Below are 15,599 nucleotides of genomic sequence, written 5' to 3'. Positions count from 1 at the left end.
ACTAGGTTTCCTAGTCTCTAGTTCCTAGTCTCTAAAGCCTTGTCACCTTGTAGTTAGAACTCCTGACCTATGATAAAGTGGAACTGGCTTCCGCTATACTGCATTGATCCGTTTATCTTGTCGAAACCATATGCCCAGTCGATACCCATCATACCAATCATAGGGAGGAAGATACGAACACCGACACCTGCCGAACGTTTCAACTGGAATGGATTGAAGTCTGCCACGTCAGTCCATGCGTTACCAGCTTCTACGAATCCCAAAGCATAGATACTTGTTGAGTTCTCAAGCATGAGCGGGTATCTCAATTCAGCTCCAAGTCTGATGTAAGCATAACCTTCGCTACCGTATGGAGTTAACGAACCGTTTTCATAACCGCGGAGCGCGATAGTTTCAGAAGCATAGTTGTAGCTATATCCTGTCATACCGTCACCACCCACATAGAATGTTTCGAACGGAGAACGTTTGTACTTGTTGTAATGTCCCAGGATACCGAATTCAGTACGTGTCATCAGCACAGGACATTTCTTTATAGGCAACAGTGCTGTATATGTTTTTGCTTTGAATTTCCACTTGTGGTATTCTATCCACTTATACATGCTTGCAGCCTCTTCGTAGTTATCCTTGCCGTATGTAGAATAATCCTTGTTGCTGAACAGAGAGTATGGCGGAGTGAACGAAACCGATGCTGTAAACTCAGAACCGTATCTTGGGAAGATAGGGTTATCAGTAGAGTTTCTTGAAAGAGTAAGGTTCAGGTTTACATTGTTACAGTTACCTGTGTTCATATACTGCCCGTTGTTCAGCTTGATGTACAGATAGCTCCAGTCCTTAAGCATGAATCTCTGGTAAGAAAGCTCGGCCGAGATAGTAAAGTAGTCGTCAGGCCATCTCAAACGCTTACCCCAACCGATTGACGCACCGAACATCTTGATCGACTTGTCTGGGTCGTAGTAAGATTCATAGTTATTATAGTAGTTGCCATAATAGTTGTTGTAGTAGCTACCATAACCGTAAAGCATATTATAGTAGTTGTTCATGTATGCCGAGTTATAGTAGTTGCTGCTTACGTCGGTCTGAACAGAGTAGAATGCCGATACAGAGAACGAAGTAGGACGTTTGCCTCCGAACCAAGGATCGAAGAACGAAACACTATACGACTGATAGTATCTACCGTTAGTCTGACCGCTGATGGTAAGAGTCTGACCGTCTCCCTGAGGGAGGATACCACGATAGTTGTCATTTTTTCTGAAGAGGTTGGCAAACGAGAAGTTTGTAAACTTCAGACTCAGCTTACCTATTACACCTGTCTGTCCCCATCCAGCCGAGAATTCCACCTGGTCGTTGGCTTTTGATTCCAGTCCCCAGTTGATGTCTACAGTACCGTCCTGAACATTTGGCTGTACGTCAGGCTGTATGTTCTCAGGGTTAAAGTGTCCCATCTGTGCAATTTCACGATATGAACGTTCAAGTGCTTCCTTGCTGAAGAGGTCGCCCGGACGGGTTCTCAACTCACGACGAACGATGTTTTCATACAGACGGTCGTTACCGTTGATGCGTACGTGGCTGATAGTAGCCTGCGGACCTTCTGTGATACGCATTTCCAGGTCGATAGAGTCGCCGTCAATGTTTATTTCCACAGGGTCAAGGTTATAGAACACATAACCTCTGTTGTAGTAATTGTTACCGATGGCATCTTCATCACCACTGATACGTTCGTTCAGCAGTTTCTGGTTATACACATCACCTTTTTTCATTCTCAACTGTTCGCTCAGCAGGTCCGAAGGATATACAGTGTTACCTACCCATGTGATGTCTCTCAGGTAGTATTTGTCACCTTCGTATATTTTCATGTATACGTTTACCGTCTTGTCGTCATACTGGCTCACGCTGTCCATTTCAATAAGCGCATCACGGTAACCAAGTTCGTTATACTTGTCTATGATAAGCTGTTTGTCGGCTTCGTAATTGCTTTCTATGAACTTTTTGGTACGGAAAAGGTTAATAAGCTTGCCTTTTTCGTTGGTTTTCTTCATTACTCTCTTTAACTTCTTGTCTGTCAAGACAGTATTCCCGTCAATAATAATCTGGTGAACCTTGATTTTTTCCTTTTTGTCTATGTTTACATCCACATATACCTGTTCAGCATTTGCGGTGTCTTCTCTTTCTATGATGTTTACTTCGGCATTTTTGAATCCTTTTTCGTCGAAGTGTTTTTTGATAAGTATTTTAGCACGGTCAATAAGGTTTGGTGTAATCTGGCTACCTTTCACAAGTCCCAGTTTGGCTTGCAGGTCTTCACGTTCACTCTTCTTTACGCCGTAGAAACGTATGTCAGTGATACGTGGACGTTGCTTAAGTTCGATGTGCAGATATATCTTGTTGCCTTCAATCTTGTCGGCAGATATTTTCACGTCCGAAAACAGTCCGTGTCTCCAGTATTTCTTTACAGCTCCGGTGATGTCATCGCCCGGCACTGTTATAGTCTGTCCCACGGCAAGTCCGGATATTCCCACGAGCACATAATCCTCGTAGTTCTTCACGCCTGTCACCTTAATGTCGGCAATTTCGTATTTCTTAGGCGAGCCGTTATATAATATTACAGGTTTGTCGCTTTCGGTATTATTATCCTGGGCACAGACTTTTGTGTTCATGAAAGTCAGTCCCACGGTCATCATAGTTATGAGTAAAAGACGGTATCTCATTGCTTAATATTATAATTGTTCACTAGTTTTTCCAAATCGGCGTTCTCTGCTCTGGTAGTCGCAAATAGCCTTACACAGTTCCTCTTCCTTGAAGTCCGGCCAGTAAGTGTCACAGAAATACAGTTCAGAGTAAGCACACTGCCATAGCAGGTAATTGCTTAGTCTTATCTCTCCACCAGTTCTGATGAGCAGTTCCGGGTCGGGCATATAGCTTGTTGCCAAATGTTGGTCAATGGTCTTGTCGGTAATGTCGTCTGCAGACAGTTCCCCCTTTTCAACCTGTTTTGCAATTTTTCTCATTGCATCCGTTATCTCCCATCTTGACGAATAGCTCAAAGCCAGTGTCAGACACATTCCCGTGTTACGCGATGTGTTTTCAATACACTTGTTCAGACGGTCAAGCACTTCCTTTGGCAGTCTGGAAGTGTCACCTATTATTCTGAAACTGATATTGTTCTTCATGAAAGTTTCCTCCTCTATAGAGTCCATAAGCAGACTCATCAGAGCTGCCACCTCATCAACCGGTCTGTTCCAGTTTTCGGTGGAAAAGGTATATAAAGTCAGAAATTTAACACCCAATCTGGCCGATTCTTCCGCTATTATGTGTACAGTTTCCGCTCCTGCCTGATGTCCGAATGTCCTGGCATGTCCTTTTTCTTTTGCCCAGCGCCCGTTGCCGTCCATTATTATGGCTATGTGTGCGGGTATTCTGGTTTTATCTATTTTCTCTCTGTATGTCATGTCGGTAATTTTCTGTTTAAACAATTATTCCTTAGGCATGAGTCTGTTAAGATGTCCTCTTGTCATCGTTCCATCCTGCCATATAAACCACATGAATGATCCTTTACTTCCATTATCCTCTACTACAGTGGAATAAGTACCATCCTGACGATAAGAAGAAAGTGGCTTTATACCGTTTTTCTCTTCGGTTGGGAATACCATATATCCGGTCTCTTCGTTCCAGTTTAATCCATTGTCGACAGAAGAACGGAATGTGTCGAACAGTCCTCCAAAGGCAAACAGTTTACCGTCATACTTAATCATTGAAATGTTTTTCTGGTTAGGACATGTGGTAGGGTAGTTAGGCTGGTATTTTACCCAGGTATCATCACTGCTTGTATAGCTGTATATGCATGCAGTGGTGTCTGTCTCTGCCCCGTTTTTCATTACAGTGGTTCTCCACAACGACGGGTTATGCGATGCCGTTTGCGATACGGCATACAGCCTTCCGCTCATATCTTCTCCATCAATAAAATCTATGTCCTTTTCCTTTGAACCATCGGCTTTTATGCTGCACACCTTGCTGTCAGAGGTATATGCCAGCATTACATCACCTGTGGCTGATATAAGATTAACCAGGTTGTTCAATGCTCCTATTGGGGAGTTTGACGATAAATTATACAGCTGTCCGTTTGCTACATAATATATATCATTTTCAAAAGCCAGCGCAGAATATATGTTTATACCCTGTATGGCAGGAGTGATGTCTTCCCATCCTGAGATGTTACCTCTGTCGACACCGGTTCGGAATACTTTAGTTTCCTCGGCAGATGTCTTTCCGAATACGTATATGTTGTTGTTCTGGTACACGGCTTTCTGTTCAGTCAGCTTTATTCCCTCTCCGAAGGTGCTGCTGTCAAAATGTTTCCATACCAGTGAGTCCGGATTCAGCTTGTGTACATTGATACTTACTCTATATCCCTGTCCATATACGAAGTTATTCTGTATTTCGCTGAAAGCCATTACTTTGAAAATGATGTCATTGGTAAAGTCCAGAGAGTCGGTAGAAGTCCATACAGTGTCTTTTCCGTTCTTTTCATAATATATTGCAGCTATATCAGCTTCTATACTTGTAACCACTCTGGTGATATCCACATCTTTTGGCAGAGAATCCTTGTTGTATATCCTTCTGTTTATTTGGTCTATGGTGAATGCACAGTCGGCATAACTTATGGTATCAACATATATGCTGTCTTCGCCCTTGGAACTTTTTCCATAGAATGTCTGGTGTAAAGTCCCTATCGAGAAGCTTGTGATGCTCGATGTGGCAGGATATTCAATCTCGCTTGTGTCATTGCCGAGACATGAAGACAATAAAAATGTGGCCGACATGAATCCGGCAACCAATACAGGTAATATTCTTAATTTCATTTGCAAATGATTTCTATGTTACAAGTTGCAAAAGTAGAAAGTTTTTTTGTCTAAACAGAACATTTCCTACAGTTTTATATAAAATTATGGATAAACTGTCCGATTTTATCGTCAAGTTATTGAAAGTACAACATTTTAAACTGTATTTAAACGATGTTACTCTTCCTTGGTCCCAAAACTTCCCGGTGTGGGCATATAAAGCGGATGGTTCTCGAAACCTACGTTGACCAGTTTCCCGCTTTCGGTCAGGCGCTTTATTTGCTGCATGGCCATATATCTTGTGGTTGAACAGATGTCTTGCAGCTTAGGGCGTGTGATAGCTTTATTTGTGCTGAAATAATTTGTCAGTATTCTGTCCACTTTCTCGTCTGTTAAAGAGTCTGAATGTCTTGCCATTACCTTTTCCGTTCCGTACTTTTTTACCAAATCCTTTACCCTTTCCGTAAATTCCTTTTCCGGATTGATATTGACCGATTTCAGTTCAATTGCCTTCCCGTTCTCCTTACCGGTACACGTCCCGTTGGCAGATTTAAGACTGATATTGAAGCTGCACAGACCTTCCAGTTTCACAATGTTTCCTTGTGCCAGCTGATTGGCTATCTCTTCCTGAAAAGCGAAGATTACAGCATTAATGTCCGCCGGTGTAAGAGTACTGGCATTGTGTATCAATTCTATGATCCTCTTTGTACTGATGGTTTGCTGTCCGCATACTCTGATGTGGTATTCCGATTTCAGTTTGCCTTCTTTGTTGTCCGGATTTTTGTAAAAATCGAATTTTATATTTCCCATAATCTAGGTTTTGATTTAATTATTTCAATTTATGTTCTGATGCTGACCATCGTCGGCAGTGCTGCCGACAATGGTAGGCTCCTCGGCTGACGATGGTGAGCATTGCTGCCGACGATGGTCGGCACCAAATGATGTCATGCTTCTTCTCTCTTTGTTTTTGTAAACAAAAGTACGTAATTGTTTTTTTATAATGTCCGCCTTTGTCAGTCTATTTTGATATTCCTTCATCGTTTTAGTGAAAACTCAGATTGTTTTATTACCTTTGCACAGTCCCGCGCCGCCGGACGCTTTATCATGGAGCGTAGGAAGGGAGGGACAAGACATATTGAAAGGCGTTTACTACGCTTTGGTTTTGACGTTCTGAAATCCTGGAAAAATTTCAAATTGTAAGTCAAAAACAAAGCAACGTGAATGCCCCGTTGGTGTGCTATATACATACCTGAACTATGCCGTACAGCCAATGGTGTATCTATACGCCATTAGCTGAGTTGCGGTATATAGGTGCGTTATACATATCGGCGTGGGGCTTCGGCGTTGCTCGTTTCGACTTACAGGGCAATTTCCAGGAGCCTCAGAACGTGGAGCGAGCGACAATGCAGGGCTTCACGCTTTTTTTATGTCTTTACGCGAAGTGGTATTAATGAAAAACGTGGGTTGCCGGAGTCCTGAACCCTGAAACTTTGTATATAGATATGGAACAAACGAAACAGTTGGGACAGGACAAATTACAATCGCACGTTATCAGTTATCTTCGATTTTGGTTAATTATAGGTGTAGTATTGATTCATTCTGTACCTGATAAAGTTGTAATTGATGGAGCAGACATTATTGATGGGCATAATTTTGAAATATACAATACATTCAGGTATTTAATTTCTGAAGTGGTTGCAAGAATAGCAGTTCCAGCTTTCTTTTTTATTTCCGGCTTTTTATTTATAAAACTGAATCGTTTGATTGTAATACCTATTCCCAAAAACTAAAAAAGAGAAGCAGGACATTACTTATACCTTATTTGTTTTGGAATTTGGTAGTTGTCTTGTTGTATTATTTAACTCAAACTTTTTTATCAGGTTTGACTTCCGGTGAAAATCTGTTGATAAAAGAATACACATGGATTAACTGGTTGAAAGTTTTTTGGGATGGTAATAAAATAGGTGGTGATATGCCTATTAATTACCCGCTATGGTTCGTTCGTGATTTGATGGTGGTGATTGTAATATCGCCGATTGTGTATTTCTGTGTAAAACACCTGAAAATTATATTTGTTATAACATTGGGACTATTATGGATTTTAGGTATCTGGTTTACTTTACCCGGCTTTAGTATTACTGCATTATTTTTCTTTTCATATGGTGCCTATTATACTATTAACAAAAAGAATTTCATTAGGATTCATAATAGTTTTCCCCTTTATTCATTTGTGTTATATATAATTATAGCGATATGTGACTTGCTTACAAGGCAATATGATTGGCATAAATATGTCCATAGTATTGGTATTTTAGTTGGATTAAGTGCTATTGTGTCTTTTGTGGCATACGGTATAGCAAAACAAAAGTTACATCCTAATCATTTCCTCTCAAACAGTAGTTTTTTTATTTATGTTTACCATGGAATGCCTTTGGCTTTCTTGATTAAGTTTTCTGTAAAGGTTTTACAGCCCCAGACGGATGCAGGCCTTATTATGCTATATTTGGTTTGTCCTTTAATAACTATTTTGTTAGGTCTGTGTATTTATAGTGTTTTGATAAAATATCTCCCGAAATTTACAGCGATTATAACTGGTGGCAGATAATGTAAATAGAGATAGTCTCTTATTTTGAGGCTATCTCATCCAATTTGGATAAATTACAAAATTCTGTAGTTGACTACTTTGTTCATTAGTATATGGATACTTTTTTATGTAATAGCTATCACGAGTTATGTAATAGTGAATATTTATCAAGTAGTGAATTTAATTATTTGTAAAACTTATAAGTTTTTAGAAAAACTACTGTATTATCAATATTGAGTCTTAAAGTTTTAGTTTGAAATTCGAATGGACTTTTAAGAATATATTCTTTGTTGTCTTAAATATATCTTTTATAAAGATTGTCTATCTAAAATATATTCCCCAATAATACCTGAATTATTTTGTACTCAGCATGTTCATATTATTCTTTATGCTACCTGGTTATATAATGACTCACACAAACCCCGTCGCGCATTTCTGTTTGCATCACTGCTCCTTTCGGTATTATAGGCGATTTCACACCTTCTTCCAATACTTTTTCGGAATGTTCCACATATATATCATCCCACAGTTCTGTGTCAATAAAAGACTGTAGCAGGGTAGTTCCTCCCTCAACCAGCAGTGACTGTATCTTCCTTTCGTAAAGGACGGTAAGAATCTGTGGTAGTATGTCCTTTGAAAAATCCAATGTTATGTATTCCAGGTTTTCCTCTCCTGCTTTTTCTTTTTCGGTAAATACCAGTGTTGGCGTACTATGGTCGAAGAGTCTTAAGTCAGACGGCAGAGTTAGATTACGGTCTATCACTAATCTCAACGGATTTGCACCGTACCAGTTTCGTGTAGTGAGCGAAGGATTGTCCAGTAGAGCAGTTCTTCTGCCTACGAGTATAGCCTTATGTTCTGCTCTTTGCTTGTGTACGTACATTGAAGTGATGGGAGTAGACAATACGACAGGTGAACCGCTTTCACGGTTTATGTCAATATATCCGTTGGCCGATTCGGCCCATTTCAATGTGATGTAAGGACGTTTTTGTGTGTTGAATGTCACAAATCGTCTGATAAGGTTCTTGCATTCATCTTCCAATACTCCTACAGTGACATCTATACCTGCATTGCGCAACTTTTGTATTCCTCTGCCAGATACTTGTGAAAAAGGGTCTATACAGCCTACTACAACGCGTGGAATTCCTTTGCTGATGATAAGGTCGGCACATGGAGGTGTCTTACCGTAGTGAGAGCATGGCTCCAGACTTACGTAAATGGTTGATTCCTTTAGCAGACTTTCGTCTTTCACTGAACGTATGGCATTTACTTCGGCATGGCCTTCTCCGCATCTGGCATGATAGCCTTCGCCGATAATCTTGCCATTGTGTACTATCACTGCACCAACCATAGGGTTTGGAGCTGCATTGCACAATCCGTTTGATGCAAGTTCTATACATCTGCGGATATATTTTTCATCTGTAGTCATATTCTTGAGCTTTTTTCTTACTTTTGCACATTATGCATCCAATATATACTTATATACGACAAGAACTTTCCGGTTACTATCCGGATGCCGAGGCTGCCGCCTTGGCTAAGTATATTCTGACAGAGAAGTTTCAACTGTCAGCTCTTGACCTATATGCAGGCAAAGATATGAATTTTTCATCAGAAAATCTTTCGGAGGTAAATGATATTCTGATGCGTCTGAAATCGTACGAACCCTTGCAATACATAATGGGAGAAACGTGGTTTTGTGGCTTTCGTTTCAAAGTTACCCCTTCAGTTCTCATACCTAGACCGGAAACATCCGAATTGATAGACTGGATAGTTGACGACAATAAACGTGAGGAAATAAGTGTTCTGGACATTGGTACCGGAAGTGGATGCATTCCTATTTCGCTTTCATTGATGATGAACTCTCCTGTTGTGTCTGCATGGGATATCTCCGAACAGGCACTGTCTGTAGCTTCAGAGAATGCGCGTATGAATAATGTAGATATTGCATTCAGTCGTGTAGATGTGCTTAGTACAGACATTCCCGATATAAAGACTGATATTATAGTCAGTAATCCGCCATATATAACAGATAGTGAAAAAACTGATATGGAGAGAAATGTTCTTGAATGGGAGCCTGGTCTGGCACTCTTTGTTCCCGATGATGATCCTCTTCGTTTCTATAGACGAATAGCTGAAATAGGTATTGATATCTTGAATTGCGAAGGTTTGATTTATTTCGAAATAAACAGAGCTTATGGTAAAGAAACTGTGGAGATGCTTTCTTCTATGGGATATAGGAATATAGAACTGAGGAAAGATTTGTCCGGTAATGACAGAATGATAAAAGCTGTACGACCATGAAAGAATATTCAGAAAAAGAATTGCTGAACAAGGCTGAGGCTTATTGTTCTGCCGTAGAGAGATGTCCGTCGGATGTAGAGACAAAATTGAAAGGATGGGGCGCAAGTCCTGAAAGCATAGCTGCTGTTATGGCTCACCTCTTTAAAGAAAAGTATCTTGACACAATTCGTTTTTGCAGTGCATACGTGCGCGACAAATATCGTTTCAATCAGTGGGGCAGGATGAAGATAGCCCAGTCTCTCCGTATGAAAGGACTTACTTCAGAGGAAATAAATGCCGGAATGGAGGATATTGACGAAGATGAATACAATGGAATCCTGCAAAATCTGCTGAAACAGAAACTCAAAACAATCAAGGCTGAGAATGATTATGAACGAAATGCAAAACTGATAAGATTTGCAGCCGGAAGGGGATTTACCATGCAGGAAATAATGAAATTTGTAAAAGGTGATTTCGAATAGTAAATGAATTTTCTGAACGACATACGCGATTTCTTTTTCCCTCGTATATGTGTGTGCTGTGGAAAACTGCTTTCTTCACAAGAGGAAGGCCTGTGTGTGTCGTGTATGGCTTCTCTCCCTTTAACAGGGCTGCGTAATACCCCTGAAAATGAGATGGAACGACTTTTCTGGGGTATATACCCAATAGAAAAGGCTACGTCTTTATATTATTATGCACGTGGAGGTTCTGTCTCTAAAATACTGCATGGCATGAAATATTATGGAAGAAAACGGCTTTGCAAACAAATGGGACGTGTCATTGCTACAGAACTGTTGGATACCGGTTTTTTTGATGGGATAGATTATATATTACCGGTGCCATTACATAAAAGCAGGCTCAGAATTAGAGGATATAATCAATCGGAGTTGTTGGCAATGGGAATTTCAGAGTTGACATCTATTCCCGTAATAACCGATGCTTTGGAAAGGACTCATAATAATGCCACTCAAACCCACAAATCCGCTTCGGGAAGATGGGAAAATGCCGAAGGATTGTTTAAAATTACAGAAAAAACATTCTCATTACACGGCAGACATCTGCTTCTGGTAGATGATGTATTGACCACTGGAGCCACCATTTCATCCTGTATCGACGCACTTAAGACAGTGGATTCCGTTAAAATAAGTATTATAACACTAGCGTGGACAAAATCTTGATATATGATGCTTTATGTCAGATTTTAGCAAAATTAATACATATAAATTTTCAAATACCGATGTATTTCTCTACTTTTGCACAAATGTTTATCAGATATTAGTAAAATTATGAAAGCTTTGGAAAGATTATTCGCAGAAAAATTGCTGAAAGTTAAAGCTGTTAAAATTCAGCCGGCTAACCCATTTACTTGGGCTTCAGGTTGGCAATCTCCTATTTATTGCGACAACCGTAAGACTTTGTCTTATCCTGCACTTCGTAACTTTGTGAAGTTGGAAATCTGTCGTATTATCCTTGAAAAATTCGGTCAGGTTGATGCTATTGCCGGTGTGGCAACTGGAGCAATCGCTCAGGGTGCATTGGTTGCAGAAGAACTTAACCTGCCATTTGTATATGTTCGTTCAAGTCCAAAGGATCATGGATTGGAAAATCTTATCGAAGGTGAGTTGCGTCCGGGTATGAAAGTTGTAGTAGTAGAAGATTTGATTTCTACTGGTGGAAGCAGCTTGAAAGCAGTTGAGGCTATACGTCGCGACGGTTGTGAAGTTATCGGTATGGTAGCATCATTCACTTATGGATTTGACGTATCTGTTAAGGCATTCTTGAATGCAAATGTAGAACTTGTAACTCTTACTAACTACAATGCAGTTTTGGATGCTGCTCTTAAGACTGACTATATTGATGAAGATGATATTCCTGTACTTCAGGCTTGGAGAGAAGACCCTGCTCACTGGACAGGAAAATAATAAATATTAATCTATAATTGGAGACACGGATTCTACTGGTCTCACGGTTCTTGATTGTGAATCGTGTCATACGGTAAAATCCGTGTTTTCTTTTTGTTTTTGAAAGTATATGGCAACATTGCAATACGAGAGTACAGTGAAATATGTTCCTTACGCTCAGGAACGAGTTTATAACAAGCTGTCGGACTTGAATAATCTTGAGTCTGTACGTCAGCGTCTGGATGCCGTGAAAGACAAACTTGACGGTAAACTTGAGGATATGACTTTCGATCAGGATTCTATTACATTGAAAGTACAAGGAATAAGTCTTACACTCCGAATAATAGAGCGCGAGCCTATGAAGTGTATAAAATTTGAAGGCGAAAAGTCGCCTGTGCCTATGAATTTGTGGATTCAGATGCTACCGGTGTCCGACGAACAGTCTAAAATGAAGGTTACAATACGTGCAGAGGTAAATATGTTTATGAAGGCTATGGTATCAAAACCACTTCAGGAGGGAGTGGAGAAACTGGCTGATATGCTTTCTGCTATACCTTATTAATAATTAACTTTGATATAAAACAAGAATATGGCTCAGAAACTTTGGGAAAAAAATGTTCAGGTAAACGCTGAAATAGATCGTTTCACTGTAGGCCTGGACCGCGAAATGGACCTGTATCTAGCAAAGCATGACGTACTGGGTTCAATGGCTCATATCATTATGCTTGAAAGTATTGGTCTTTTGAAGTCTGACGAATTGAAAGTTTTGCTTGATGAACTGAAGAATATCTATGCTTCTGCCGAAAAAGGAGATTTCGTGATAGAAGACGGAATAGAGGATGTACATTCTCAAGTGGAACTAATGTTGACAAGAAAACTGGGTGATGTGGGAAAGAAAATCCACAGTGGACGTTCCAGAAATGATCAGGTGCTGGTAGACTTGAAACTGTTCACCCGTGCCCAGATTAAAGATATAGCTGAGGCTGTAGAGGATTTGTTTAAGGTGCTTATTGCGCAGAGCAACAAATATAAGGACGTATTGATGCCAGGATATACACATCTGCAGATAGCAATGCCATCGTCGTTCGGATTATGGTTTGGAGCATATGCAGAGAGCTTGGTAGATGATATGATGTTTCTACAGGCTGCGTATAAAATGTGTAATCGTAATCCTTTGGGTTCTGCTGCCGGTTACGGTTCTTCGTTTCCATTGAATCGTGAGATGACAACACGTCTTTTAGGGTTTGACTCGATGAATTACAATGTGGTATATGCTCAGATGGGCCGTGGAAAGATGGAACGTAATGTGGCCTTCGCTTTGGCTTCCATAGCCGGAACACTATCGAAGATGGCTTTCGATGCATGTATGTTCAGCAGTCAGAATTTTGGTTTTGTAAAACTTCCGGACGAATGTACTACAGGCTCAAGTATTATGCCTCACAAGAAAAATCCTGATGTGTTCGAGCTTACACGTGCAAAATGTAATAAGATACAGGCTCTTCCTCAGCAGATAATGATGATAATGAATAATCTGCCTTCCGGCTATTTCCGTGACTTGCAGATTATCAAGGAAGTGTTCCTGCCTGCATTTTCCGAACTGAAAGATTGCTTGCAGATGGCTACATACATCATGGATAAGATTTATGTGAACGAGCATATCCTTGATGACGATAAATATCTGTACATATTCAGTGTTGAGGAAGTGAACCGTCTGGCTACCGAAGGAATGCCTTTCCGCGATGCCTATAAGAAAGTTGGTCTTGACATAGAAGCCGGAAAGTTTACTCATAACAAGCAGGTACATCACACACACGAAGGCAGTATAGGTAATTTGTGCAACGACCGTATCGTAGAACTTATGGATAAGGTTGTTTCCGGTTTTGATTTCTCGGTTGTAGAGAATGCTGAAAAAGCCCTTTTGGGAAGATGATATTGAAACTTGCAAAAGCTTTGCAAAGACTTTTAAAATGTTTTGCAAATATATCATAAGCCATGTAAAAAGGCTTTTGGATATATGAAAACGGATATTTTTTAATAAAAACGGGCGAAATGTTTGGAAGTTATACAAAAACTCCATACATTTGCACCCGTTAACGCGGAAATAGCTCAGTTGGTAGAGCATAACCTTGCCAAGGTTAGGGTCGCGAGTTCGAGTCTCGTTTTCCGCTCTTCTCTTTGAATGGATGCTCGAATGGTGGAATCGGTAGACACGAGGGACTTAAAATCCCTTGGCTATTGCAGCTGTGCGGGTTCAAGTCCCGCTTCGAGTACTGGCTTAAGGCTCTGTAAATCAATGATTTACGGAGCTTTTTCTTTATGTGCACAACACAGTACTTTTATCCTGATTATACTCAGTTTATGTGTTTCTGGAGCTCAAAGTTAAACCAAAAGTTAAACCAAGAGTTAAACCAGAATTTATTATGAATGCTACAGTTAATGTGTTGTGTTACAAGTCAAAAACATTAAGTAATGGCGAGCATCCTTTGATGATTCGCGTGTGTAAAGATGGTAAAAAGAAATATGTTAGCCTTGGTGTCTCTGTAAAACCTCAATATTGGGACTTTGATAAGAATAGACCTAAAAGAAATTGTCCTAATAAAGAACAGATAAATACCCTGATTAAAGAACAGGAACAGAAATATTCAGAGCAGATTCTTGATTTTTCTTCCAGAAATAAGGATTATACTTTAACCACATTGGTTGAAACAGTTGATTCACCTGTAAAAGCGAAAACAGTTAATTACTTGTTTGTTCAATATATAGAGCAACTGAAAAAGGAGAATAGGATTGGTTATGCGCTTTCTGTTCGCCAGGTTTATTTTTCATTGTTAAAATTCAATGGGCATTTGGATATTTATTTTCAAGAAATAGATGTGAACTGGTTGAAAAACTATGAGTTATGGTTACGTAGTCAGAAACTTGCAGAAAATACGATTGGCATACGTTTAAGAACATTGAGAGTAGTCTATAATTTGGCAGTTACAGAGGGATTGGTAAAAGAAGATAATTATCCTTTCAGAAAATATAAAGTTTCAAAGTTACACAGTATTACAGCTAAACGTGCGATTACTAAAGAGCAGGTAAAGCAAATAATGTCCTATAATACAGATTCATCTTGTTTTTATAAGAAACTTGCTGTTGATATGTTTGCTTTTTCTTATCTAATGGGAGGAATAAATTTCACAGATATGTCTTTGCTGACTAATGATAATATTGATAACGATAGGTTAATATATGTGCGTCAGAAAACGAAAAAGAAAATTATTCTACCATTGTCAGAACAAGCAAAGGAGATAATAGATAAATACTGTGATTCCAGACGAAAATTCTTGTTCCCTATACTTGATAATAAGAACCGTACTCCAACCCAGAAAAAGGACCGTATTTATGATGTCCTTGCTAATATAAATCATCATTTGAATGAGATTGGTAAATCTTTAGGCATAGAATTGAAAATAACTACTTACGTTGCACGTCACTCTTATGCAACAGTTCTAAAGCGTGCTGGAGTTTCTACTGCTATTATCAGTGAATCTTTGGGACATAGTTCAGAAAGGGTGACACAAATTTATTTAGATTGTTTTGACAATGAACAGGTAGATGATGCTATGAAAAATCTACTATAAAATGATTATCCCACTTGTAGTATTTGTGAGTGGGATTTTCTTTTTTACTTTTGCATATAAACCAATAGATTTAAAATATGCAACCAATAGATAAATTTCAATGGAACAATATAAATAAAGAGAAAGAGTTATTAGAATATATTTCTATATTAGAAAATATATTTATCCCAGACTTTGACTTTGCAAATGAAGACCCTTTTTGCTATTATAATATATCCATTGTAACAGAAGAAGAAAAATCTCCAGAAGAATGGAAAGAAATAGGCAATCAGCCATTAATACCTGCTATATCAGAAACTTTACAGATATTTTCTGATAGATATAACAACAATCTAATATCCGAGTATTTTAATTATGATGACTATTTAGAAAG

14 protein-coding genes, 2 tRNA genes and 1 pseudogene are annotated in these 15,599 nt (G+C 39.3%); 12 read left to right on the top strand and 5 right to left on the bottom strand.

Translation table 11 applies throughout. The annotated features are described in order from the left end of the window. Positions 1–53: 53 nt before the first annotated feature. The 4 genes from I6E11_RS07350 to I6E11_RS07335 all read right to left on the bottom strand — a co-directional run bounded on the left by I6E11_RS07350 (position 54) and on the right by I6E11_RS07335 (position 5,645). The gene (locus I6E11_RS07350; protein WP_394800112.1) at positions 54–2,705 is read right to left on the bottom strand and encodes a BamA/OMP85 family outer membrane protein; all 2,652 of its coding nucleotides are present in this window, start codon (positions 2,703–2,705) and stop codon (positions 54–56) included. A gap of 9 nt (positions 2,706–2,714) precedes the next feature. Continuing rightward, positions 2,715–3,446, bottom strand: coding sequence for an isoprenyl transferase (locus tag I6E11_RS07345; RefSeq protein ID WP_235337382.1), 732 nt, complete (start codon positions 3,444–3,446; stop codon positions 2,715–2,717). A gap of 24 nt (positions 3,447–3,470) precedes the next feature. Continuing rightward, positions 3,471–4,856 (bottom strand): DUF6242 domain-containing protein, encoded by a 1,386-nt coding sequence (locus I6E11_RS07340; protein WP_235337381.1) that lies wholly within the window; start codon positions 4,854–4,856, stop codon positions 3,471–3,473. Between the two features lie 156 nt (positions 4,857–5,012). After that, complete coding sequence (locus I6E11_RS07335; RefSeq protein WP_235337380.1) at positions 5,013–5,645, bottom strand: HU family DNA-binding protein; 633 nt, start codon at positions 5,643–5,645, stop codon at positions 5,013–5,015. Between the two features lie 692 nt (positions 5,646–6,337). Here I6E11_RS07335 and I6E11_RS07330 point away from each other — a divergent pair. Next, a complete protein-coding gene (locus tag I6E11_RS07330; protein ID WP_235337379.1) occupies positions 6,338–6,625 on the top strand; it encodes an acyltransferase family protein in 288 nt (95 codons plus the stop codon). 32 nt (positions 6,626–6,657) lie between these two features. Further along, positions 6,658–7,440, top strand: a complete 783-nt coding sequence (locus tag I6E11_RS07325) for an acyltransferase family protein (protein WP_235337378.1) — start codon at positions 6,658–6,660, stop codon at positions 7,438–7,440. Positions 7,441–7,810: 370 nt separating this feature from the next. Here I6E11_RS07325 and ribD read toward each other — a convergent pair whose 3' ends face one another. Continuing rightward, positions 7,811–8,848, bottom strand: a complete 1,038-nt coding sequence (gene ribD, locus I6E11_RS07320; RefSeq protein ID WP_235337377.1) for a bifunctional diaminohydroxyphosphoribosylaminopyrimidine deaminase/5-amino-6-(5-phosphoribosylamino)uracil reductase RibD — start codon at positions 8,846–8,848, stop codon at positions 7,811–7,813. Positions 8,849–8,880: 32 nt separating this feature from the next. Here ribD and prmC point away from each other — a divergent pair, with 32 nt between their 5' ends. From prmC to I6E11_RS07270, 10 genes and pseudogenes are all read left to right on the top strand, one after another. Continuing rightward, the gene (prmC, locus tag I6E11_RS07315) at positions 8,881–9,720 is read left to right on the top strand and encodes a peptide chain release factor N(5)-glutamine methyltransferase (protein ID WP_235337376.1); all 840 of its coding nucleotides are present in this window, start codon (positions 8,881–8,883) and stop codon (positions 9,718–9,720) included. Then, a complete protein-coding gene (locus tag I6E11_RS07310; RefSeq protein ID WP_235337375.1) occupies positions 9,717–10,181 on the top strand; it encodes a regulatory protein RecX in 465 nt (154 codons plus the stop codon). Before prmC ends, I6E11_RS07310 begins: the two co-directional genes overlap by 4 nt. Before the next feature lie 3 nt (positions 10,182–10,184). Next, the gene (locus I6E11_RS07305) at positions 10,185–10,877 is read left to right on the top strand and encodes a ComF family protein (RefSeq protein ID WP_235337374.1); all 693 of its coding nucleotides are present in this window, start codon (positions 10,185–10,187) and stop codon (positions 10,875–10,877) included. 108 nt (positions 10,878–10,985) lie between these two features. Beyond that, positions 10,986–11,621: an orotate phosphoribosyltransferase gene (gene pyrE, locus I6E11_RS07300; RefSeq protein ID WP_235337372.1), complete on the top strand. Its 636-nt coding sequence runs from the start codon at positions 10,986–10,988 to the stop codon at positions 11,619–11,621. A 109-nt stretch (positions 11,622–11,730) separates the two neighbouring features. Further along, entirely contained in the window at positions 11,731–12,162 is a 432-nt protein-coding gene (locus I6E11_RS07295) for an SRPBCC family protein (protein ID WP_235337370.1), read from the top strand. Between the two features lie 27 nt (positions 12,163–12,189). Then, entirely contained in the window at positions 12,190–13,530 is a 1,341-nt protein-coding gene (gene argH / locus I6E11_RS07290) for an argininosuccinate lyase (protein ID WP_235337368.1), read from the top strand. 165 nt (positions 13,531–13,695) lie between these two features. Further along, positions 13,696–13,768, top strand: a tRNA-Gly gene (locus I6E11_RS07285). 17 nt (positions 13,769–13,785) lie between these two features. After that, positions 13,786–13,870 (top strand) — tRNA-Leu (locus I6E11_RS07280). A 150-nt stretch (positions 13,871–14,020) separates the two neighbouring features. Next, positions 14,021–15,226, top strand: coding sequence for a site-specific integrase (locus I6E11_RS07275; RefSeq protein ID WP_235337367.1), 1,206 nt, complete (start codon positions 14,021–14,023; stop codon positions 15,224–15,226). A gap of 77 nt (positions 15,227–15,303) precedes the next feature. Next, a pseudogene (locus I6E11_RS07270) lies at positions 15,304–15,599 on the top strand (hypothetical protein); the annotation flags it as partial.

Origin of the sequence: Bacteroides caecigallinarum (assembly GCF_021531075.1) — a bacterium.
In the GTDB taxonomy this organism is placed as follows: domain Bacteria; phylum Bacteroidota; class Bacteroidia; order Bacteroidales; family Bacteroidaceae; genus Phocaeicola; species Phocaeicola caecigallinarum_B.
This window is presented reverse-complemented; position numbering and strand designations above follow the sequence as displayed.

Excerpts from the sequence above, each read along its gene's own strand:
- I6E11_RS07350 (WP_394800112.1), bottom strand. The coding sequence starts at position 2,705 with ATGAGATACCGTCTTTTACTCATAACTATGATGACCGTGGGACTGACT.
- I6E11_RS07345 (WP_235337382.1), bottom strand. The coding sequence starts at position 3,446 with ATGACATACAGAGAGAAAATAGATAAAACCAGAATACCCGCACACATA.
- I6E11_RS07340 (WP_235337381.1), bottom strand. The coding sequence starts at position 4,856 with ATGAAATTAAGAATATTACCTGTATTGGTTGCCGGATTCATGTCGGCC.
- I6E11_RS07335 (WP_235337380.1), bottom strand. The coding sequence starts at position 5,645 with ATGGGAAATATAAAATTCGATTTTTACAAAAATCCGGACAACAAAGAA.
- I6E11_RS07330 (WP_235337379.1), top strand. The coding sequence starts at position 6,338 with ATGGAACAAACGAAACAGTTGGGACAGGACAAATTACAATCGCACGTT.
- ribD (WP_235337377.1), bottom strand. The coding sequence starts at position 8,848 with ATGACTACAGATGAAAAATATATCCGCAGATGTATAGAACTTGCATCA.
- prmC (WP_235337376.1), top strand. The coding sequence starts at position 8,881 with ATGCATCCAATATATACTTATATACGACAAGAACTTTCCGGTTACTAT.
- I6E11_RS07310 (WP_235337375.1), top strand. The coding sequence starts at position 9,717 with ATGAAAGAATATTCAGAAAAAGAATTGCTGAACAAGGCTGAGGCTTAT.
- I6E11_RS07305 (WP_235337374.1), top strand. The coding sequence starts at position 10,185 with ATGAATTTTCTGAACGACATACGCGATTTCTTTTTCCCTCGTATATGT.
- pyrE (WP_235337372.1), top strand. The coding sequence starts at position 10,986 with ATGAAAGCTTTGGAAAGATTATTCGCAGAAAAATTGCTGAAAGTTAAA.
- I6E11_RS07295 (WP_235337370.1), top strand. The coding sequence starts at position 11,731 with ATGGCAACATTGCAATACGAGAGTACAGTGAAATATGTTCCTTACGCT.
- argH (WP_235337368.1), top strand. The coding sequence starts at position 12,190 with ATGGCTCAGAAACTTTGGGAAAAAAATGTTCAGGTAAACGCTGAAATA.
- I6E11_RS07275 (WP_235337367.1), top strand. The coding sequence starts at position 14,021 with ATGAATGCTACAGTTAATGTGTTGTGTTACAAGTCAAAAACATTAAGT.